Origin of the sequence: Vibrio azureus (assembly GCF_002849855.1) — a bacterium.
Lineage (GTDB): Bacteria > Pseudomonadota > Gammaproteobacteria > Enterobacterales > Vibrionaceae > Vibrio > Vibrio azureus.
The window spans coordinates 17369-39477 of the sequence record NZ_CP018616.1 but is presented as its reverse complement, the minus strand read 5'-3'; the positions used below and the strand labels follow the sequence as shown (position 1 = coordinate 39477).

20 protein-coding genes are annotated in these 22109 nt (G+C 45.8%); 9 read left to right on the top strand and 11 right to left on the bottom strand.

From position 1 onward, the window contains the following. Nucleotides 1-76: 76 nt before the first annotated feature. The 5 genes from mnmE to rpmH form a co-directional block, all read right to left on the bottom strand. Complete coding sequence (mnmE, locus tag BS333_RS00190) at nt 77-1438, bottom strand: tRNA uridine-5-carboxymethylaminomethyl(34) synthesis GTPase MnmE (protein WP_021709696.1); 1362 nt, start codon at nt 1436-1438, stop codon at nt 77-79. Nucleotides 1439-1568: 130 nt separating this feature from the next. Then, the gene (gene yidC, locus BS333_RS00185; protein WP_021709695.1) at nt 1569-3224 is read right to left on the bottom strand and encodes a membrane protein insertase YidC; all 1656 of its coding nucleotides are present in this window, start codon (nt 3222-3224) and stop codon (nt 1569-1571) included. 2 nt (nt 3225-3226) lie between these two features. After that, nucleotides 3227-3484, bottom strand: coding sequence for a membrane protein insertion efficiency factor YidD (gene yidD / locus BS333_RS00180; RefSeq protein WP_021709694.1), 258 nt, complete (start codon nt 3482-3484; stop codon nt 3227-3229). Further along, entirely contained in the window at nt 3451-3774 is a 324-nt protein-coding gene (gene rnpA / locus BS333_RS00175; RefSeq protein ID WP_021709693.1) for a ribonuclease P protein component, read from the bottom strand. Before rnpA ends, yidD begins: the two co-directional genes overlap by 34 nt. A 46-nt stretch (nt 3775-3820) precedes the next feature. Then, nucleotides 3821-3955 carry a 50S ribosomal protein L34 gene (gene rpmH, locus BS333_RS00170; protein WP_005378825.1) on the bottom strand — a complete coding sequence of 45 codons (135 nt, stop codon included), beginning with the start codon at nt 3953-3955 and terminating at the stop codon, nt 3821-3823. A 707-nt stretch (nt 3956-4662) separates the two neighbouring features. Between rpmH and dnaA the strand changes: the two genes are divergently transcribed. The 5 genes from dnaA (at nt 4663) to BS333_RS00140 (ending at nt 11793) form a co-directional block, all read left to right on the top strand. Next, entirely contained in the window at nt 4663-6069 is a 1407-nt protein-coding gene (gene dnaA, locus BS333_RS00160) for a chromosomal replication initiator protein DnaA (RefSeq protein ID WP_021709692.1), read from the top strand. Between the two features lie 60 nt (nt 6070-6129). Beyond that, complete coding sequence (dnaN, locus tag BS333_RS00155) at nt 6130-7230, top strand: DNA polymerase III subunit beta (RefSeq protein ID WP_021709691.1); 1101 nt, start codon at nt 6130-6132, stop codon at nt 7228-7230. Between the two features lie 9 nt (nt 7231-7239). After that, nucleotides 7240-8319, top strand: a complete 1080-nt coding sequence (recF, locus tag BS333_RS00150) for a DNA replication/repair protein RecF (protein ID WP_021709690.1) — start codon at nt 7240-7242, stop codon at nt 8317-8319. 13 nt (nt 8320-8332) lie between these two features. Next, nucleotides 8333-10750, top strand: a complete 2418-nt coding sequence (gene gyrB / locus BS333_RS00145) for a DNA topoisomerase (ATP-hydrolyzing) subunit B (RefSeq protein ID WP_021709689.1) — start codon at nt 8333-8335, stop codon at nt 10748-10750. A gap of 608 nt (nt 10751-11358) precedes the next feature. Next, on the top strand, nt 11359-11793 hold the full coding sequence (locus BS333_RS00140) for an Hsp20 family protein (RefSeq protein ID WP_021709688.1): 435 nt from the start codon (nt 11359-11361) through the stop codon (nt 11791-11793). 104 nt (nt 11794-11897) lie between these two features. Here BS333_RS00140 and BS333_RS00135 read toward each other — a convergent pair whose 3' ends face one another. The 3 genes from BS333_RS00135 to glyQ form a co-directional block, all read right to left on the bottom strand. Next, on the bottom strand, nt 11898-13151 hold the full coding sequence (locus tag BS333_RS00135; protein ID WP_021709687.1) for a valine--pyruvate transaminase: 1254 nt from the start codon (nt 13149-13151) through the stop codon (nt 11898-11900). Between the two features lie 246 nt (nt 13152-13397). Next, on the bottom strand, nt 13398-15479 hold the full coding sequence (gene glyS / locus BS333_RS00130; RefSeq protein ID WP_021709686.1) for a glycine--tRNA ligase subunit beta: 2082 nt from the start codon (nt 15477-15479) through the stop codon (nt 13398-13400). A gap of 13 nt (nt 15480-15492) precedes the next feature. Next, nucleotides 15493-16410 (bottom strand): glycine--tRNA ligase subunit alpha, encoded by a 918-nt coding sequence (glyQ, locus tag BS333_RS00125; protein ID WP_009842813.1) that lies wholly within the window; start codon nt 16408-16410, stop codon nt 15493-15495. Between the two features lie 482 nt (nt 16411-16892). Here glyQ and BS333_RS00120 point away from each other — a divergent pair, with 482 nt between their 5' ends. Together BS333_RS00120 and BS333_RS00115 are read left to right on the top strand one after the other, a co-directional pair. Further along, complete coding sequence (locus BS333_RS00120) at nt 16893-17447, top strand: TMEM165/GDT1 family protein (protein ID WP_021709685.1); 555 nt, start codon at nt 16893-16895, stop codon at nt 17445-17447. A 148-nt stretch (nt 17448-17595) separates the two neighbouring features. After that, complete coding sequence (locus BS333_RS00115; protein ID WP_021709684.1) at nt 17596-17853, top strand: hypothetical protein; 258 nt, start codon at nt 17596-17598, stop codon at nt 17851-17853. Between the two features lie 45 nt (nt 17854-17898). On the opposite strand, the gene tusA is transcribed toward BS333_RS00115, so the two are convergent. Further along, nucleotides 17899-18147, bottom strand: a complete 249-nt coding sequence (gene tusA / locus BS333_RS00110) for a sulfurtransferase TusA (RefSeq protein WP_021709683.1) — start codon at nt 18145-18147, stop codon at nt 17899-17901. A 128-nt stretch (nt 18148-18275) separates the two neighbouring features. On the opposite strand from tusA, the gene BS333_RS00105 reads away from it, so the two are divergent. Next, nucleotides 18276-18458, top strand: coding sequence for a hypothetical protein (locus BS333_RS00105; protein ID WP_033003714.1), 183 nt, complete (start codon nt 18276-18278; stop codon nt 18456-18458). 167 nt (nt 18459-18625) lie between these two features. After that, nucleotides 18626-19567: a LysR family transcriptional regulator gene (locus BS333_RS00100; protein WP_021709682.1), complete on the top strand. Its 942-nt coding sequence runs from the start codon at nt 18626-18628 to the stop codon at nt 19565-19567. Between the two features lie 83 nt (nt 19568-19650). Here the strand turns inward: BS333_RS00100 and acuI are convergent, their stop codons facing one another. Both acuI and fadA read right to left on the bottom strand, forming a co-directional pair. Beyond that, nucleotides 19651-20631, bottom strand: coding sequence for an acrylyl-CoA reductase (NADPH) (acuI, locus tag BS333_RS00095; RefSeq protein ID WP_021709681.1), 981 nt, complete (start codon nt 20629-20631; stop codon nt 19651-19653). 293 nt (nt 20632-20924) lie between these two features. Further along, the gene (gene fadA / locus BS333_RS00090; RefSeq protein ID WP_021709680.1) at nt 20925-22100 is read right to left on the bottom strand and encodes an acetyl-CoA C-acyltransferase FadA; all 1176 of its coding nucleotides are present in this window, start codon (nt 22098-22100) and stop codon (nt 20925-20927) included. Nucleotides 22101-22109: the final 9 nt, after the last annotated feature.

Here is a 22109-nt window from a genome sequence, read left to right as displayed (position 1 = left end):
TGACGCCAACGTGTTATTAGCGCCAGTACAAAAAGAAACGCGGTGTTAAACCTATGCTTAACACCGCGTGTTTTGATTATTTACCGATACAGAATGAGGAGAAGATTCGGCCTAGTAAGTCATCAGAACTGAATTCACCTGTGATTTCGTTCAGGTGTTGCTGAGTAATGCGGAGCTCTTCTGCCAAGATTTCTCCCGCCATATAGCCTTCGAGCTGTTCTTGGCCTATCTGGAGGTGCTGAGCGGCACGCTCTAATGCATCCAAATGACGACGGCGAGCCATAAATCCACCTTCGGTATTACCAGAGAAGCCCATACAATCTTTTAGGTGATTTCTGAGTGCGTCTACCCCTGATCCTGTTTTGGCCGAGAGACGAATCAAGGTAGGATCGTTGACATGACAGATCCCCATCGCTTCGCCAGTTTGATCAGCTTTATTGCGGATCACGGTAATGCCAATGTTTTCAGGCAGGCGATCAACAAAATCAGGCCAGATTTCTTTCGGGTCAGTTGCATCGGTTGTGGTGCCATCAACCATGAATAACACCCGATCAGCTTGGCTAATTTCATCCCATGCACGCTCGATACCAATTTTTTCCACTTCATCAGATGCATCACGTAGACCTGCGGTATCGATAATGTGCAATGGCATCCCATCGATGTGGATATGCTCACGTAGGACATCACGCGTCGTACCGGCGATATCTGTGACGATGGCAGACTCTTTACCAGACAGAGCATTGAGTAGGCTCGACTTACCGGCATTAGGGCGGCCTGCAATCACGACTTTCATCCCTTCACGCATAATCGCACCTTGATTGGCTTCTTTGCGGACGGCTTCGAGGTTATCGATGATCGCCTGTAGATCGGCTGAGACTTTGCCATCTGCCAGAAAGTCGATTTCTTCTTCTGGAAAATCGATGGCGGCCTCGACGTAAATACGCAAATGGATCAGAGACTCCAACAAAGTATGAATACGTTGTGAGAATTGACCTTGTAGGGACTGCAGTGCGGATTTCGCTGCTTCTTCTGAACTGGCATCAATCAGATCAGCAATCGCTTCTGCTTGGGTGAGATCCATCTTGTCGTTCAAGAAGGCACGTTCTGAGAACTCACCAGGACGCGCAGCACGCACGCCGTCAATGCCTAGAATACGTTTGATCAGCATATCCATTACGACAGGGCCGCCATGGCCTTGAAGCTCGAGTACGTCTTCACCAGTAAAGGAATGTGGGTTAGGGAAGTACAGCGCGATGCCTTGGTCGAGTACGCTACCATCTTCCGCTTGGAATGGCAGATACTCAGCATAGCGAGGTTTGAGCACTTTGCCTGTGACTTCAAGTGCTACTTGGTTGGCCTTTGGGCCAGAAACACGAATAATGCCCACACCACCACGACCAGGAGCGGTGGCTTGAGCGACAATCGTATCTGTAGTCATAATCTTGCCTTTTGAGCTGGGCTATAGGGTTATCTCCTAGGGAGCCAAAACGGGTAGTTAGCTGAATTGTAATCAGCCCAAAACAAAAAGGCGACCTTTTGGCCGCCTTTGTTATGCTTTTATTCAAAGGTTACTTAGTATGTAAGCCTTTTTTCTCCAGCGATTTGTAAATAATGGTTTGCTGGATAAGCGTTACAATGTTCGATACTAGCCAGTATAGAACCAGACCTGCTGGGAACCATAGGAAGAACACGGTAAACATGACAGGCATAAATGTCATGATCTTCTGCTGCATTGGGTCAGTAACGTTTGTTGGGCTCATTTTTTGGATAATGAACATCGATACACCCATCAGCAATGGTAGTACGTAGTATGGATCCGGTGAAGAAAGGTCGTGAATCCACAACATGAATGGTGCATGACGCAGTTCAACCGATTCCATCAATGCCCAGTAAAGCGCGATAAAGATAGGCATTTGCAGTACAAGTGGTAAACAGCCACCAAGTGGGTTTACTTTTTCTTTCTTGTACAGTTCCATCATTTCTTGGCTCATACGTTGGCGATCTTCACCAAAACGCTCACGCATCTCTTGCAGTTTTGGTTGCAACATGCGCATTTTAGCCATCGATGTGTACTGAGCTTTTGTCAGTGGGTACATCGCACCACGGACCACAAACGTTAGCAAGATGATCGCGAAACCCCAGTTACCCACAAAACCGTGGATGAAAGAGAGCAGCCAGTGCAATGGCTTAGCAATAAACCATAACCAACCGTAGTCGACAACGAGGTCAAGGTTTGGTGCAACGGCTTCCATCTGTGATTGCAGTTTAGGACCTACCCAAAGAGCCGCTTTAAAGTGCGCTTGCTCACCAGAGGCAATGGTTGTTTCCGGCATACGGAAACCGATGTCGCCAGTATTCTCTATGCCGGGCTTAGTGTTTCTTCGGGTAAACAGTTCCGTGCCAGGTTCACTTTTAGGCACCCACGCTGCAGCAAAGTAGTGTTGGATCATTGCTGCCCAACCCTCACCATTGGTTAATGTCGCTAAGTTAAGCTCTGTATCAGGAGTTTTTATGTCCTCAAAATCTTCAAAGCTGTACTTTTTATAACGTACATCTTGAGTCGAATAAGCGCCACCACGGTATGTTGGCATGGTAATGCTGCCACCGTCATCCATTAGATTTTGGCGTAGGTATGCATACATACGTACGGTTGCGTTGCTGCCTGAGTTGTTGACGATATCGTATTCAACTTTGACGGCATAGCTGCCACGCTCTAGAACGAAAGTCTTAGTGTAGTCAATGCCATTAACGCTTACCGTCATTGGGATACGCAGCTCATTTTGCCCATCGACAAGAGTAAAGCTGTCAGCGCTGACGTTGTAGTAAGGGCGATTGGTTGTGCTTTTATCAATGCCTTGTGGGCCCCAAAGACCACTTTTGGCGATGAACTGGTGACCTTTGGTATTTTTTAACAGGACAAACGGATCAGAAGAGTCCATTTGAGCGGCATATTGGTTGAGGTCTGCATGAACAATGTCACCACCAAAGGTGTTAATCGACAGAGTTAAAACATCAGTCGTCACTGTGATCGTTTTTGCAGCGGCTTGCTGTTGAACTGGTAGTGGATCGAACTCATCTGCATTAGATGGCGCCATTACAGTATTGCTTGATTGAGCCTGTTCAATGGCTTGTGGCGTTGGGTTCTTATCTTTTTGCCATTGTTGAAATAGCAAGAAAGAAACCGCGAGCAAAGCGATGAGCAGGATATTACGTTGAGAATCCATCGTTAATTATCTCTGTCTTGTGTTTGGACTGGTGGAACGGGATCATACCCCCCTTGGTTCAAGGGGTGGCATTTTAATAGACGTTTGCCTGATAACCAACATCCTTTTACAAAACCGTGAGCTTTTAAGGCTTCGAGCGCGTAAGTAGAACAAGTTGGTGTGAACCGGCAACGAGGACCTATCAGAGGGCTGATAAACCAGCGATAAAGATAAACGAGCCCAATGGCTACCCACGTGAAGGGCGAGACAGGCGTTGCCATAACTTATCAAACAACTTAAATAATTCCTCATTGCTTAAATCTTGCGCGCTTTTCTTGGCAATAACAACAAAATCTTTGTTTGCAAGCTGATGTTGATTGTTACGAAAGCTTTCACGCGCTAAACGTTTAAATCGATTTCGGCCGACAGCAGTTTTGATTTGCTTCTTGGGAACCGCTAAACCTAAGCGTGGGTGAGAAAGCTTATTATTGCGAGCAATGATGGTGAAATGAGGCGAGCCAGCTCGATGAGCTTGCTGGAAGACGTTTTGATAATGCTCGGGAGTTAACAAACGTAACTCCCGATTAAACGCGTACGTGTTCAAAATAAACTAGCGATTATTTTGATAGGCGCGCACGGCCTTTTGCACGACGTGCGTTAATAACTTTACGACCGTTCTTAGTTGCCATGCGAGCACGGAAGCCGTGAGTACGCTTGCGCTTTAGAACTGTAGGTTGAAAAGTGCGTTTCATGATAATTACCTTTACTGATCAGTAGTTTTAGGTTCTTGTTGAACCCGGCGTGGGTATGATGCTTTCTTAATATAAAGAAGCTCTTTATATAGAGAAGACTAACCGACGCCTCTCAACAAAGAGGCGGAATTGTAATCACACTCACATAATGTGTCAATGACCCGTGAGTATGAAATTCCGGCCGGACGATTATACGTAGTGTGAGCAAAATCTCAAGGATCGATTGATCTTAGTGTTGATCTTGATGTTTTTTCGTTCCAAGTTGCTGTTTTATTGGGTTTTGTTGTTTTATAAATGCTGATGGAAGCGCTGTGTTTTATCGCAGTGTTGTAGAAGGCTGCCGTTAGAGTTTATTTTGTTTAGGCGAAGATGTGGTTTTTTCAGTTGTGAGCAGTGGTATAAAAATGAAAATTGATAATCTTGTGCATAAATCTAAAAAAATCGCTCAACGGTGTGTATAAATAGACATGGAATAAAATTCATGCACAGAGTTATCACCAACGACGAGATCGCCCCGATTGTGACTAAATGTGGATCAATGTGTGGGCAAAGTTGGGGTAAGGTGTGTTGATCTTACTCTATTGGATGAAATAATTGTGCATAACGTAGATCTTATTCACTGGATCGTCGATCAATTACTGGCGATCTTGGTTATCAACAGGTAAAATTCTATTCTTTCCTATAATTTAATACTCAGTGGGGGCGCCGTGTCATCTTCGCTTTGGCTGCAATGTTTGCAGCAGCTTCAAGAAGAGCTACCAGCTACAGAATTCAGTATGTGGGTTCGTCCGTTACAAGCGGAGCTCAATGACAATACTCTCACTTTGTTCGCACCTAACCGTTTTGTTTTGGATTGGGTTCGTGACAAATATCTAAATAGCATTAACCGTTTACTTCAAGAGTATTGCGGAAGTGACATACCAAGCTTGCGCTTTGAGGTCGGCAGTCGTCCGGTGGCCGCTCCGAAGCCAGTGCCAACTCGTACGCCAGCCGATGTCGCAGCGGAGTCTTCTGCTCCAGCACAGCTGCAAGCTCGTAAACCTGTGCATAAAACATGGGACGATGACGCTCAAGCCATTGCAAACATCAATCACCGCTCCAACGTTAACCCAAAGCACAAGTTCAATAACTTCGTCGAAGGTAAGTCTAACCAACTTGGACTGGCAGCAGCCCGTCAGGTATCAGATAACCCGGGTGCTGCTTATAACCCATTATTTCTTTATGGCGGGACGGGTCTTGGTAAAACACACTTGCTGCATGCGGTGGGTAACGCGATTGTTGATAATAAACCTAATGCAAAAGTGGTTTATATGCACTCCGAGCGTTTTGTGCAAGATATGGTGAAAGCGCTGCAAAACAATGCGATTGAAGAATTTAAACGTTATTACCGCAGTGTGGATGCCTTGCTGATCGATGACATTCAATTTTTTGCCAACAAAGAGCGTTCTCAAGAAGAGTTTTTTCATACCTTCAACGCACTATTAGAAGGTAATCAACAGATCATTCTGACTTCCGATCGTTACCCGAAAGAGATCAGTGGGGTAGAAGATCGCTTGAAATCACGCTTTGGTTGGGGTCTGACGGTTGCGATCGAGCCACCTGAGTTAGAAACTCGTGTGGCGATCTTGATGAAGAAGGCTGAAGACCATCAAATTCACCTTGCAGATGAAGTCGCATTTTTCATCGCTAAGCGTTTGCGTTCTAACGTTCGTGAACTTGAAGGAGCTCTTAACCGTGTTATTGCTAATGCAAACTTCACAGGGCGTCCAATTACGATCGATTTCGTACGTGAGGCGCTGCGAGATCTTCTAGCATTGCAAGAAAAACTGGTCACGATTGATAATATTCAAAAAACCGTTGCGGAATACTACAAAATCAAAGTCGCTGATTTGTTATCCAAACGACGCTCTCGCTCTGTTGCTCGTCCTCGCCAACTAGCTATGGCGTTAGCCAAAGAGTTAACCAACCACAGTTTGCCAGAAATTGGTGATGCATTTGGTGGGCGTGACCATACCACGGTGTTACATGCATGCCGTAAGATTCAGCAGTTGCGTGAAGAAAGCCACGATATCAAGGAAGATTACTCTAACTTGATTCGCACCCTGTCCTCTTAATCGGTTACAATAACAAGATTAAAAGCAAATCATCAATTGAGCTGATAGCGTAAGAACATCATGAAATTTACTATTGAACGTAGTCATTTAATCAAACCGTTGCAACAGGTCTCGGGTGCACTGGGTGGCCGCCCAACTTTGCCGATCTTAGGCAATTTACTACTTAAAGTAGAACAAGGCATTTTGTCGATGACAGCAACTGATCTGGAAGTTGAATTGGTCAGCAATGTCGCACTAGAAGGTGACTTCGAAGCGGGTAGTGTGACGGTGCCTTCGCGTAAGTTTCTTGATATCTGTCGTGGTCTTCCTGATGATGCTATTATTACCTTTGTATTAGAAGGTGACCGAGTTCAGGTGCGATCTGGTCGCAGTCGTTTTTCTTTGTCTACTTTGCCTGCGAGTGATTTTCCTAACATTGAAGATTGGCAGAGTGAGGTTGAAGTCTCTTTAACTCAGGCTGCACTGCGTTCTTTGATCGAAAAAACTCAGTTTTCTATGGCTAATCAGGATGTACGCTATTACCTCAATGGTATGCTATTTGAGATCGATGGCACCATATTACGAAGTGTTGCAACCGATGGCCACCGAATGGCGGTTTCACAAACACAACTCGGTGCTGATTTTGCACAAAAGCAAATTATCGTGCCACGCAAAGGGGTACAAGAGTTAGTTAAATTGATGGATGCACCTGAGCAATCTGTTGTGCTGCAAATCGGCGGTTCTAATGTCCGAGCGGCAGTGAATAACTTTATCTTTACTTCTAAATTAGTCGATGGCCGTTTTCCTGATTACCGTCGCGTACTGCCTCAAAGCACGAATAAGACCCTGGAAACTGGCTGTGATGAGTTGCGCCAAGCGTTTTCTCGTGCCGCGATTCTTTCTAATGAGAAGTTTCGTGGTGTGCGTGTTAATCTGGCAGGTAATGAAATGCGGATTACGGCTAATAACCCTGAGCAAGAAGAAGCGGAAGAAGTGCTTGATGTTAACTTTGATGGCGACGCAATCGAAATTGGCTTCAATGTCAGCTACGTGCTTGATGTATTAAACACATTGCGTTGTGAGAAGGTGCGAGTGTCGATGTCGGATGCCAATGCCAGCGCACTGATTGAAAACGCCGATGATGACAGCGCAATGTACGTGGTGATGCCAATTCGCCTCTAAGTTATTTGCATGCCACTTACTCGTCTAATTATCCAGCAGTTCCGCAACATTAAAGCCTGTGATATTGAATTATCAGCAGGCTTTAACTTTCTTATTGGGCCTAATGGCAGCGGAAAAACCAGTGTGCTCGAGGCGATTTATTTGCTCGGCCATGGGCGTTCTTTTAAAAGCTCACTGACTGGACGTGTGATTCAAAATGAGTGCAGTGAACTGTTTGTTCATGGACGTTTTTTGAATTCAGACCAATTTGAGCTGCCAGTTGGGATCAATAAGCAGCGTGATGGTTCAACTGAGGTTAAAATAGGCGGGCAATCTGGACAGAAACTCGCGCAATTAGCTCAAGTATTACCTCTGCAACTGATTCACCCTGAAGGGTTTGATTTATTAACCGATGGGCCGAAACATCGTCGCTCTTTTATGGACTGGGGAGTATTTCATACTGAACCTGCATTTTATGATGCATGGGGGCGCTTTAAGCGACTTAATAAACAGAGAAATGCTTTACTTAAAACGGCGAACAGTTATCGAGAGTTAAGTTATTGGGATCAAGAAATGGCACGCTTGGCAGAAAACATCAGTCAATGGCGAGCGGAGTACCTTAGCCAGATGAAGGTAACGGCTGAAACTATTTGCCGGACATTTTTGCCAGAATTTGATATCCAATTGCAGTATTATCGTGGGTGGGAGAAAGGCACCTCCTACCAAGAAATACTAGCCAAGAATTTTGAACGCGATCAGTCTTTAGGGTACACCTTTAGTGGCCCAAATAAGGCAGATTTGCGCATAAAAGTGAATGGAACACCCGTTGAGGATGTTCTGTCACGTGGTCAGTTAAAGCTGATGGTGTGTGCCTTAAGGGTTGCACAAGGTCAACATTTAACACAAATGACCGGAAAGCAATGTATTTACCTAATTGACGACTTTGCGTCGGAATTAGACAGCCAACGTCGTAAGCGTCTTGCCGATTGCTTAAAAGAGACAGGCGCACAAGTATTTGTAAGCTCTATTACTGATAGCCAGATCGCCGATATGTTGGACGATTCAGGTAAATTGTTCCATGTGGAACATGGCAGTATAGAGTCAAACTAGAAGAGAGAAACTCATGTCTGAAAATTACGATTCATCGAGTATTAAAGTACTAAAGGGTCTGGATGCGGTTCGTAAGCGTCCAGGTATGTACATTGGCGATACGGACGACGGCACCGGCCTTCACCACATGGTCTTTGAGGTGGTGGATAACTCAATTGATGAAGCGTTGGCAGGTCACTGTAAAGACATCGTTGTGACCATTCATGAGGATAACTCGGTTTCAGTGAGCGATGATGGTCGTGGCATTCCAACAGAAATGCACCCAGAAGAAAATGTCTCAGCAGCAGAAGTTATCATGACGGTACTTCACGCTGGTGGTAAGTTCGACGATAACTCGTACAAAGTATCGGGCGGCCTTCACGGAGTAGGGGTTTCAGTGGTAAACGCTTTGTCCGAGAAAGTAGTACTGACTATCCATCGTGGTGGTCATATCCATACGCAAACTTACCACCATGGTGAACCTCAAGCGCCATTAGCGGTTGTGGGTGATACTGACCAAACAGGTACACAAATCCGTTTTTGGCCAAGTGCTGAAACCTTCACAAATATCGAATTCCATTACGATATCCTAGCAAAACGTCTACGTGAGCTTTCTTTCCTAAACTCGGGTGTTTCTATCAAGCTGGTTGATGAGCGTGAAGCCGACAAGAGTGACCACTTCATGTTTGAAGGTGGTATTCAAGCGTTCGTTGATCACTTAAACACCAACAAAACACCAATCATCGATAAAATTTTCCACTTCGACTTTGAACGTGAAGATGGCATTGCAGTAGAAGTCGCTATGCAATGGAACGATGGCTTCCAAGAAAACATCTACTGCTTCACCAACAACATTCCACAACGTGATGGTGGTACTCACCTTGCGGGCTTCCGTGCCGCGCTCACGCGTACACTGAACTCTTTCATGGATAAAGAAGGGTTTTCTAAGAAAGCAAAAACCGCAACATCAGGTGATGATGCTCGTGAGGGTCTGACTGCGGTTGTTTCGGTTAAAGTGCCAGACCCTAAGTTCTCAAGCCAAACCAAAGACAAACTGGTTTCTTCTGAAGTGAAATCAGCGGTTGAATCAGCAATGGGTGAAAAACTGTCTGAGTTCCTCATTGAGAACCCAACAGAAGCGAAGATGGTTTGTTCGAAAATCATCGATGCAGCACGTGCTCGTGAAGCTGCGCGTAAAGCTCGTGAAATGACTCGTCGTAAAGGCGCATTAGATTTAGCAGGTCTTCCGGGTAAACTTGCAGACTGTCAGGAAAAAGATCCCGCTGTCTCTGAACTTTACATAGTGGAGGGTGATTCGGCAGGCGGCTCCGCAAAACAAGGTCGTAACCGTAAGAATCAAGCAATCCTACCGCTAAAAGGTAAGATTCTTAACGTAGAAAAAGCTCGATTCGACAAGATGCTTTCTTCGCAAGAAGTCGCTACGCTGATCACTGCACTAGGTTGTGGTATCGGTCGTGACGAGTACAATCCGGATAAACTGCGTTACCACAACATCATCATCATGACCGATGCTGACGTTGATGGTTCACACATCCGTACGCTATTGCTGACTTTCTTTTACCGTCAAATGCCAGAGCTTATCGAGCGTGGCTACGTGTACATCGCTCAGCCACCACTTTACAAAGTGAAAAAAGGTAAGCAAGAGCAGTACATCAAAGACGAAGACGCAATGAACCAATACCAAGTGGCTTTGGCGCTTGATAACGCATCACTGCACGTCAACGCAGAAGCACCAGCTTTGGCAGGAGAAGCACTAGAGAAGTTGGTTCAACAGTACAATGCTGGTCTTAAACTGGCAGGACGTATGAGCCGTCGTTACCCAAGTGCTTTAGTTCATGAATTTATTTACACACCTCGTCTGACGGCAGAGCAGTGTCATGATGCGGCAGCAGTGGAAGCGTGGACTAAACAGTTGGTTGAGCAACTCAATGCCAAAGAAGTCGGTGCGAGCCAATACAGCTTCGAAATTGAACAACATCAAGAGCTTGGTTTAAACCTACCTAAAATCATTGTTCGTACCCACGGTGTGACACACAACTACGCGTTAAGTATCGATCTTCTAAACTCGAAAGAGTACAACAAGCTCGCTGAGCTGTCTGAAGCACTCGATGGCTTGATTGAAGAAGGTGCTTACATCAAGCGTGGTGAGCGTACTCAGCCAGTATCAAGCTTTGCATCGGCACTTGAGTGGCTGATTAAAGAATCTCGTCGTGGTCTAAGCCTACAGCGCTATAAAGGTTTGGGTGAAATGAACCCAGATCAGCTTTGGGAAACGACGATGGATCCAGAAACACGTCGTATGATGCAAGTAACCATTGAAGACGCGGTTGGCGCAGACCAATTGTTCACAACGCTAATGGGTGATCAAGTTGAGCCACGTCGTAACTTCATCGAAGAGAATGCGCTTAAAGTAGCGAACCTAGACGTTTAGATTATTTCTCTTCGCTGGATGAACTGATTTCTATATCGAAGGTGCTCATTTATGCTTGTAAACTCTGCGCCTTCTCCTTGAACTAAGCCCATCCAGCTTTGATAAAGTAATCTAAATATATTGAGTCAACTCAAACAAACTTAATAAAAACGCCATCTCGCAAGAGGTGGTTTTTTTTGGTTTGAATACCGAATACGAAGCGCTGCGCTGACAGAATACAGAATCGCTTGACGTAAAAGAGAGACAAACAGACGATAATCCGTAATCCGTAATCCGTAATCCGTAATCCGTAATCCGTAATCCGTAAAAAGTTTTTGTTTCCCCCTTGAAAGCCAATTTTTTGCCCCTATATCTAGTATTGAAGAAGATACTGGCTTGCTAGCAAACTAGAAGTTCAGTATTTTCACCACCGCTAAACCCGTATCGCTCATTGGAGGATAATGGCTTAGCACACAATTGAACCTAAATTCGAGATCATGTCCCCGAGCTGAAACTGTCGGCCAGAGGAGTGAAAATCGAACGTTTAGCCCGGCGTAGATTTGCATAAATACGCCAGTGAATGACCTTCATTCGGGCTAACACTATTGCTTAAAAAAGAGGATAGGATTATGCGTAATGTAGATTTCTCACCACTATACCGTAATGCAATTGGCTTCGACCGTCTGTTTAACCTGATGGAAGCAAGCTCTGCGAAGAACACTTCTGGCGGTTACCCTCCGTACAACATCGAGCAAAAAGGCGAGCACAACTACCGTATCACTATGGCAGTGGCAGGCTTTGCTGAAGACCAGCTTGATCTAACTCAGAACGAAAACATGTTGATCGTGAAGGGCGAGCGTAAAGCAGAAGAAGATAAAAACTACGTCTATCAAGGTATCGCAGAACGTGACTTTGAGCGTAAATTCCAACTGGCGGATTACGTAAAAGTAGTGGGTGCCTCAATGGAAAATGGTCTGCTTCATGTCGACTTAGTACGTGAAATTCCAGAAGCCATGCAACCACGTAAGATTGCTATTGGTGGCAATATGATTGAAAACAACTAATCAGTTCCCCACCTCGGCTATAGAATGAGAAAGAGCGCCATATGGGCGCTCTTTTTAATAGTGCTATAAAGTGGCGGCCTAAAGGCCAGACTGACAGAGAAAGCCTATTCGCCTTCGCGGTAAGCTTTTTCCACTTCTTCAGCAATAATCGCAATGCCTTTTTGCATCATCTCATCGTCTTGAACGTAGTTCATCCGCAAGCATTGGTGCGCATGATCCCACTCGTCTTTCTGACCAATAAAGAAGTATTCACCCGGAACAATCAATACCCCTCGTGCTTTCAAGCGTTGGTACAGTGCCATTGTTGTGATTGGCAACTCATCAAACCATAGCCACAGGAAGATAGCACCTTCCGGTTTATGGATGCGGAATCGGTGATCGGTGATGGCGTTTTGGAGCAGTTCCACCGCACGCTGTGACTTCTGCTTGTAGAATGGTTTGATTACCTCTGAGCTCAGTTTGAGTAAATCACCTTTAGCAATGATGTGATTGGCAATAGCTGGCCCAACACTGCCTGGAGCTAAGCTAATGATGCCGTTCATATTGGTTAACGCTTGAGTGATTTCTTCATTCGCGATCACAATCCCGCAGCGTACACCGGGCAAGCCCAGTTTAGATAAGCTCATACACAGGATGGTATTGTCATTCCAAAATGGAGCGACATCTTCAAAAATAATGTTCGGGAATGGTAAACCATAAGCATTATCGATGATTAGAGGGATACCATTGTCACGTGCTAGTTGATCCAGCTTTTGGATTTCTTCATCCGTAAGTACGTTGCCAGTGGGGTTGGTTGGACGAGACGCGCAGATGGCGGCGACGGAATCATCGACTTGTAGCTGTTCAAAATCAACATGGTATTTAAACAGGCCGTTCTCTAGTAGCTCAATTTCTGGGTGGTAAGAGACAAAAATATCTTCATCAATACCCGCGTCGCCATAACCAATATATTCCGGTGCGAGTGGTAGGAGTATTTTCTTGTGTGAGCCATCAGGCTGTTTACCAGCAAGTAGGTTAAATAAGTAGAAAAAGCCACTTTGGCTGCCGTTGGTTAAACTGATGTTCTTTTCCGAAATGTCCCAGCCGTAAGTGTTACGGAATAAACGAACCAGCGCTTTGACAAATGCGTCTTTGCCTTGCGGCCCATCGTAGTTGGCAAGGGCAGCAATCAGTTCACCACTGGCGAGCAATTCTTCACTGGCTTGGTTAAAGTAATCGAGCATGGCTGGAATGGCGGCTGGATTACCTCCGCCGAGCATGATGGCACCGGGTGTGCGTAAGCCATCGTTTAAATCGTCCATTAACTGCGTAATGCCTGAATACTGATTAAACTTTTCACCAAACTTTGAGAACTGCATGTGTTTTTATACCTAATCCATAGTGATTTTTATTGTGCTGAGACTTTTCCAGCCTGTAGAGTGATTATTGACCTTACCTTAATGTGTGATAAACGCAAAGTGTGAATCATGCCGAAAAAGCAAAAAGGTTGAGTTCAAGACTAGATGAAAAAATAAGAGACCAGATTAGTGGAGATAAAAAAGGAAGCCGAGGCTTCCTTTTTCGTGATCGTATTATCATTCTGTCATTAGGTATGACGTGAATGATTACTTTTGAATCAGTGAGATGTCTGCGATCTGTAGGAACAGATTACGCAGGTTGTTGAGTAGTGTTAGGCGGTTTTTCTTAAGAGCTTCGTCGTCTACCATTACCATTACGTTATCAAAGAACGCATCCACTGGTTCACGTAGGTCAGCAAGTTTGCTTAGGGCTTCTTGATAGTTACCGGTTGCAAATGCTGGCTCTAGTGCTTCTGTCATGACTTCAACGTTTTCTGCTAGTGCTTTCTCTGCATCTTCTTGTAGAAGTGCTAGGTCGATGTCTACTGCTAGTTCGCCGTCGAATTTCGCTAGGATGTTACCGACACGCTTGTTCGCAGCTGCCAGAGACTCTGCCGCTTCCAGTTCACGGAAGTGAGAAACCGCTTTAACACGTTGGTCGAAGTCAGCTGGTTTGGTTGGACGTCGCGCGAGAACCGCTTGAATGATGTCTACGCTGAAGCCTTCGTCTTGGTACCAAGCACGGAAACGACCCAGCATGAACTCGATAACGTCCTGTTCAACGTTGTCGTTGGTTAGGCGACTAGTACCATCTTCTTGGGTGAACAGGGACTTCGCTTTCGCTACTAGGTCAATAAGATCCAAGTTGTAGCCGTACTCAACGATGATACGTAGCACACCTAGAGATGCGCGGCGTAGTGCGAATGGGTCGCTGCCTTTGGGCGCTTGACCGATACCAAAGATACCAACGATGGTGTCCAGCTTGTCTGCCATTGCAACTGCAGTTGAAACGCCGTTTGATGGCAGTGTATCACCTGCAAAACGGGGCATGTATTGCTCGTTCAGTGCGACTGCAACTTCTTCCGCTTCACCGTCGTGGCGAGCGTAGTGCATACCCATGACACCTTGAGTATCGGTGAATTCGAATACCATTGAGGTCATTAGGTCACATTTTGCTAGTAGACCTGCGCGCTTCGACTTCTCAACGTCTGCACCGATTTGTTCAGCAATGTAGCCAGCAAGCTCTGTGATGCGGTCTGTCTTGTCTTTGATAGTACCCAGTTGCTTTTGGAAGATCGCCTGGTCTAGTTCTGGAAGACGGTCGATCAGTGGACGCTTACGGTCTGTGTTGAAGAAGAATTCTGCGTCAGCAAGACGAGGACGAACGACTTTTTCGTTACCTTCGATGACGTAACGAGGCTTTTTAGACTCGATGTTCGATACGAAGATAAAGTTAGGAAGTAGCTTCTTGTCCTCATCGTAAACGGGGAAGTATTTTTGGTCACCTTTCATGGTGTAAACCAAGGCTTCAGAAGGTACTTTTAGGAACTCTTCTTCGAACTTCGCTGTTAGTACCACTGGCCATTCAACCAGAGACGTCACTTCTTCTACTAGGTCATCTTCTAGGTCAGCGATACCGCCAACCGCTGCTGCCGCTTTTTGTGCGTCAGCTAGGATGATGGCTTTACGCGCCTCGTAATCTGCCATTACTTTGCCGCGCTCTTCTAGGATCGCAGGGTATTGCTCTGCAGAATCGATAGTGAACTCTTGCTCACCCATGAAGCGGTGACCACGGATAGTACGGTCAGAAGCGACACCAAGGATCTCGCCTTCGATGAGGTCGCTGCCCATTAGAATGGTTAGTGTCTTAACTGGACGGATAAATTGAGTCGTTTTGTTACCCCAGCGCATTGGTTTTGCGATAGGTAGGTTTGCTAGTGCTTTCGCTGCAAGTTCAACGACAATCTCAGACGTTGGCTGACCTTTTACTTCTTGTTTGAACAGTAGCCATTCGCCTTTATCGGTAACCATGCGTTCTGCTTGGTCAACCGTGATACCACAACCGCGTGCCCAGCCTTGAGCCGCTTTTGTCGGATTTCCTTCTGCGTCAAACGCTGCAGAAACCGCAGGGCCACGTTTTTCAACGATTTTGTCAGACTGGCTGTCTGCGAGTGCCGCGACTTTAAGAGCAAGACGACGAGGAGCCGCGAACCATTTTACGCCTTCATGCGCAAGCTCTGCGCCTTTTAGTTCAGCTTCGAAGTTTGCTGCGAATGCTTCAGCTAAAGTGCGAAGTTGCGTTGGTGGTAGCTCTTCTGTACCTAGCTCGATGAGAAATTCTTTTGCCATGTTATTCTGCCCCTTACGCTTGTTCTTTTTTACACATTGGGAAGCCAAGAGCTTCACGCGATGCGTAGTATGCTTCTGCAACTGCTTTCGTCAGGTTGCGGATGCGCAGGATGTAACGCTGGCGTTCAGTTACTGAGATCGCTTTACGTGCGTCTAGTAGGTTGAATGCGTGACCTGCCTTAAGGATACGCTCGTACGCAGGCAGTGGTAGTGGCTTTTCAAGCTCAAGCAGTTCTTTACACTCTTTCTCACATTGTTCGAAGAAACCAAATAGGAAATCAACGTCTGCGTGTTCGAAGTTGTAAGTCGACTGCTCAACTTCGTTTTGGTGGAAGATGTCACCGTAAGTCACTTTGCTGCCGTCAGGTGCGATGTTCCAAACGAGATCGTAAACAGAATCGACTTCTTGGATGTACATTGCTAGACGCTCGATACCGTAAGTGATTTCACCTGTGACAGGTTTACACTCAAGACCGCCAACTTGTTGGAAGTAAGTAAACTGAGTTACTTCCATACCGTTGAGCCAAACTTCCCAGCCTAGACCCCATGCGCCTAGCGTTGGGTTTTCCCAGTTGTCTTCTACGAAACGAATGTCGTGGACAAGTGGGTCAACACCAAGAACCTCTAGAGAACCTAGGTACAACTCTTGGATATTGTCTGGCGATGGTTTTAGCGCTACTTGGAATTGGTAGTAGTGCTGAAGACGGTTAGGGTTTTCACCATAACGGCCATCAGTAGGACGACGTGAAGGTTGTACGTAAGCTGTAGACATTGGCTCTGGGCCAAGCGCTCGTAGACAGGTCATTGGATGAGAGGTGCCCGCACCCACTTCCATATCTAGCGGTTGAACAATGGTACAACCATTTTGAGCCCAATAATCCTGCAGCGCGAGGATCATTCCCTGGAAGGTTTTGATATCGTATTTTTGCATAAGTCAGGTTCGCGCGATTCTCTTAGTTACTCATGAAGTCGTCTCTTTTGTTGGGCTTTCTGGCTTCAACAATGGCCGCTTCAAAGTAATTACGGTTGAATAAAATAACAATCAAGTATACCCAGATCTTGAGCATGGGAGTAGAGCTAATCTTGATTAATTGGTGGACAAATTTCCCCTTTAATGGATTTTTACTGCTTTACCTGCTGAATTTTTCCTAAAAGGGCGTTTTTACCTACTTGTTGCCTTGAGCTGATGAGTAAGGCGCGTTAATATGCATCTTGTCTTTGGGGAGTAGCTTACTCGATGAAATATCCGTTTCATCCAGTTCGTTCGTCAACATAATTGGTGCAAAATCACCATGGCGTCCGAGACTCATCGCCCGATGAGTTTAGCAAGACCATAGACAAACATCACGAACCGGGGTGGGGCGTGAGGTTTGTCTACGGTTAATATAATTATCCCGCCCCAATGAGCATGTCGTGAGCGTTTTAGCTATTTCAATTACTACTGTAGCGTTAGCAGAAATTGGCGATAAGACCCAATTGCTATCTCTATTACTTGCCAGTCGTTACCGCAAACCGATTCCCATTATTGTCGCAATTTTTTTGGCAACCATTGCCAACCACGCTTTGGCTGCATGGTTTGGTGTGGTTGTGGCAGATTATCTTTCGCCTGAAGTATTAAAGTGGGTGCTGGTGGTCAGTTTTGTCGCTATGGCGGCTTGGGTGTTGATCCCTGATAAACTGGATGATGACGAGCCGCTCTCTAATCGAGGTCCATTCATCGCGAGTTTTATTGCTTTTTTTGTTGCTGAGATTGGCGACAAAACTCAGATAGCCACTTCTATCTTAGGTGCTCAGTACGCCAATGCATTAACTTGGGTGATTGTTGGTACTACGGTTGGTATGTTACTTGCGAATGTACCTGTTGTCCTGATTGGTAAGCTATCCGCCGATAAGATACCTCTAGGGGTAGTGCGTAAAGTGACGGCAGGATTGTTCATTGCCCTTGCAATTGGAGCAGTATGGTTTTGATGTTGGCTTTTAGAGTGTTCTTGTGCTCATGTGGTAGCCCTTAGCTGAACCTTGGCGAAACATCGTTCAAGACCGTGACTGATGATCCATTATTGGCTTAATTGTCATGCTATTTTGACGTTATCAATGATAGTGAGAGGGCTGATTTATGTTAACACGTTACATAGGAATGACCCCCAAAAGTCAAAGTTATCTTTTTACCTTTGGTTTAGCATTGTGTCTATTAGCGATGGCACTGACGGATATGTGGCTGCCTATCGTGGCTGGCGCTTTGATTCTTACTGGCTTAACAGTAGAAGCCTGGATTCGTGTCGCTCATATCATTCCAATGCAGGAGGAGATACGAGCAATGAGGAAGCAATTGAATGCTTTGCAGGCCAAGGTGCATTCCACACAATCAGAGTGATAACCAATCGGCAGCCAATGGCTGCCGATTTTCACTCTACAAAGGCTAGTTTAAACCTTTCTTAATCAGGTATTGGTAGGGAAGTTGCTCTGTCTGAGCGGCAATAAGTTGATGATCCATAAAGCGACAAAAACTTGGAATATCTCGAGTGGTAGAAGGATCATCGGCCGTAACCAGCAATACTTCACCTTCTTGCATGTTGCGAATTGTCTTCCTGACCATCATTACGGGCTCTGGGCAGCGCAATCCTTCTGCTGCTAATACTTTTGTCGCCATTTCAGGATTAAAACTCATAATGTGACTCTCGTAGCTAACTGAGCATTGAATTCTACTTTCGTTGAAAAAATATTCAACATTCACTTGGCAAAATAGGGTTTTTGCTTTACCTTTATTTAACAATTAGATAACACTGGTGGGTGGTGATGTTAACTGCTTTAGACAGGCTGACCATTTATTCTGTTTTATGTTTCATCTCTTTTTGCGCACTTGTTTTACGAGATCCGAGTGAGACTTCGATGTTACCTCTACTTGGGGTTGCGGCGACAATTCTTGGAATTTGGATTGAGATGCGCAAATGGTCGGGTACATCAAAGCAAGAGAACTAGTACCGCTATCAGAGAATCTAATTTTGTAGAAATGCTGCTTACCATGTTTTACGACACTTCATTCCGACACTATCCCCATTTTTCTTGGGCTTCCCCGCTGAAAGGCGGGATTTTTTTTGCCTAAAGAGTACAATTTAACGGAACCCTTCAGCGTTAAGTGACAAATTTTGGAATTAGAAGATATCTACAGGCGAGATCTTAATTTACTGGTGGCATTACGTGTCTTAATTGAAGAGAGCAGTGTCAGCAAAGCGGCAAAACGTTTGAACTTAAGCCAATCTGCTATGAGCCGTGTACTTGGTCGCTTGCGCAGCTTGCTTAATGATCCACTCTTTACCCGGCAGGGTCTGCGCTTGATTCCCACCCCAAAAGCGTTAGAAATTGATCGAGCATTAGGTGAGCCTTTGGAGTCTTTGCGCCAATTATTGTCTCCCCAGGAGTTTGTCCCTCAAAATTGTCAGCAAACTTTCCATGTGTTGACCACCGATTATGCGATGCAAACTCTGATGCCCTATGCTTTACCACGTATCTATCAAGAAGCACCCAATGTTACTTTTAATCTCTTGCCAGTCCAACATGACCGTTTATTTGAGCAGTTGAACTACGAAGGCGCTGATCTGGCTATCTGCCGCCCAACAGGGCAAGTTGAACCTTTACGTAGTCAGGTGCTGGGGCGAGTGGCGGTATTGTGTTTGCTTTCTAGACAGCACCCATTAGCCAACAGAGAAATGAATCTAGAGGATTATCTGCGTCATCCACACGCTATGATTGCGATCAGTGATGGGGTTAGAGCGCTAATTGAGAAAGCGTTAATGGATAAACCACCCCGTAAAGTTGTTCTGCGTGCTTACCATTTGGAAGCTGCTCTGGCGATCATAGAGACTTTGCCCGTGATTATTACAGTACCTGCTGATTTGGCCTATTTAGTTGCAGAGCGCTATGACCTAGTGGTTAAACCATTGCCGTTTCAGTTTACCCCTTTTGAATATTCGATGTTGTGGCATGCTCGCTGTGATCATTCTCCTGCTCAGGAGTGGCTACGTAATGTGATTCATGAAGAGTGCAGTCGTCTGATTGCTCAGCGAATTGATGATATGGGGTTGAACTGATGATCGATACTCGAGCAGTGAAAGAGCTAAAGCCAAATCATGGTTCAGCTTTGCTCTTTCTTATTGATGTGTGGTGTGAAGGTTTATAGCTTGATGACGACGCGGCCAGTTACTTGGCCATTAGTAATATCTTCTGCGTATTTTGCTGCTTCTGCCAGTGTGGCTTCCGTACAAGCTTGCTCGAAGTAACTGTCAGGTAATAACTTAACCAGTTTCTCCCACGCGGCGATGCGTTTTTCGGTTGGGCACATCACTGAGTCGACACCTTGTAAGCGTACGTTACGCAAGATAAATGGCATAACCGTGGTCGGAAGATCGAAACCACCTGCAAGGCCACAGGCTGCGACTGCGCCATTGTAATCCATTTGTGCTAAGACTTTAGCAAGTACCTTGCTGCCCACGGTATCTACTGCACCTGCCCATAATTGCTTTTCTAGTGGACGAGCAGGTTCTTCAAATTCAACACGATCGATGATGCGGCTAGCGCCGAGTTTTTCTAGCAGTGGGCCATTTTTCTCTAAGCGACCCGTCACTGCGGCAACTTTATAGCCGAGTTGAGCGAGCAGTGTTACAGCGACTGAGCCCACGCCACCACTTGCCCCTGTAACCAGTATTTCACCACTTTCTGGCTTGATGCCTGCGTCGAGGAGAGCTTGAACACATAACATACCAGTGAAGCCTGCTGTGCCAACCATCATGGCTTTTTTGCTGTCTAGTCCTGCTGGTAATGGCACTAACCAATCGGCTTTGAGGCGTGCGCGTTGAGACATGCCACCCCAGTGATTTTCACCTACGCCCCAACCCGTGAGCACCACTTTATCTCCAGCTTGGTAACGTGCGTCTTCAGAGCTGACGACGGTGCCTGCGAGATCAATACCAGGTACCATTGGGAAGTTACGGATGATTTTGCCTTTGCCAGTAATCGCCAGACCATCTTTATAGTTTAAGGATGAGTAATCAACGTCGATAAGAACGTCACCCTCAGGAAGTTGTGTCTCATCGATTTGTTCAATGTTAGCAATAGTACGTTTGTCTTCTTGATTTAGAACGAGAGCATGAAACATAAGGTTCTCCGAATTTGCAGTAGCGTGGCAAGCGGCCACAGGTAGCAAGGTTTAAACTGCCGCTAAGTGTATGTCTTATTGAACTATGAATAAAATGAAACTTGAGCATTGAGTTTATGCAATATATGCATAGTTATAGTGCTTGTGGACCTCATACTTGATACAAAATAAAGGGCGACATGGAATGCCGCCCTATGTGTCATAGTCAAATTTTTCAGCGTAAGCTTATTTTTGTGGTGATTTTGAGAGGTTGAGCATCACATAAGCCCTTTAAAGCCTTTTAGCTTTGACTCTTAAGGCCTTTCAAACACAGTGGCAATCCCCTGACCTAAACCGATGCACATGGTCGCCAGACCATATTTAGCATCTTTGGCTTCCATTAGGTTGATCAGTGTGGTTGAAATACGGGAGCCAGAGCAACCTAATGGGTGACCAAGCGCGATGGCGCCACCATTAAGATTGACTTTTTCATCCATCACTTCGAGTAGGCCAAGATCTTTAGCACAGGGGAGAGATTGAGCTGCAAATGCTTCATTGAGCTCAATCACATCCATATCATGAATCTCAAGACCAGCCCGTTTGAGTGCCTTGTGTGTTGCAGGAACTGGTCCATACCCCATGATAGATGGATCACATCCAGCAATTGCCATGGCCTTAATTCGGGCTCGCACTTTTAAGCCAAGCTCGTTAGCCTTATCTTCACTCATAATCAGCATTGCTGAAGCACCATCGGATAGTGCTGACGAGCTGCCTGCTGTGACGGTGCCATTAACGGGATCAAATACAGGTCGAAGTTGCGCCAGTGCCTCAACGGTCGTTTCTGGGCGAATGACTTCGTCATAATTGAGAGTGAATAAGGTGCCGTCAGCCGAGTGTCCTTCCGTTGGCAGGATTTCATTTGCAAAGCGCCCTTCTAGTGTCGCGGCGTGTGCACGAGCATGAGACCGTGCAGCAAATTCATCCTGTTGCTCGCGACTAATGCCATGGAGCTTTCCGAGCATTTCGGCGGTTAAGCCCATCATGCCAGCTGCTTTGGCGACATGTTTCGACATGCCGGGGTGAAAGTCGACCCCATGGTTCATCGGAACATGTCCCATGTGCTCAACACCACCAATCAGGCAAATTTCGGCATCGCCAGTCATGATCGCACGAGTACCATCATGTAGAGCTTGCATCGAAGAACCACATAATCGGTTTACCGTAACTGCGCCTATTTCTATCGGCAGTCCCGCTAATAATGCGGCGTTACGGGCAACATTAAAACCTTGCTCTAAGGTTTGTTGCACACATCCCCAGTAGATGTCTTCAATTTCTTCAGGGTTCACTTTGGGGTTGCGAGCCAGTATGCCCTGCATGAGATGTGCAGATAGGTCTTCCGCCCTAACGTGGCGGTAGGCGCCGCCTTTAGAGCGCCCCATAGGGGTACGAAGACAGTCGACGACGACGACATTTCTAGTTTGATGAGTCATTTTGAAATC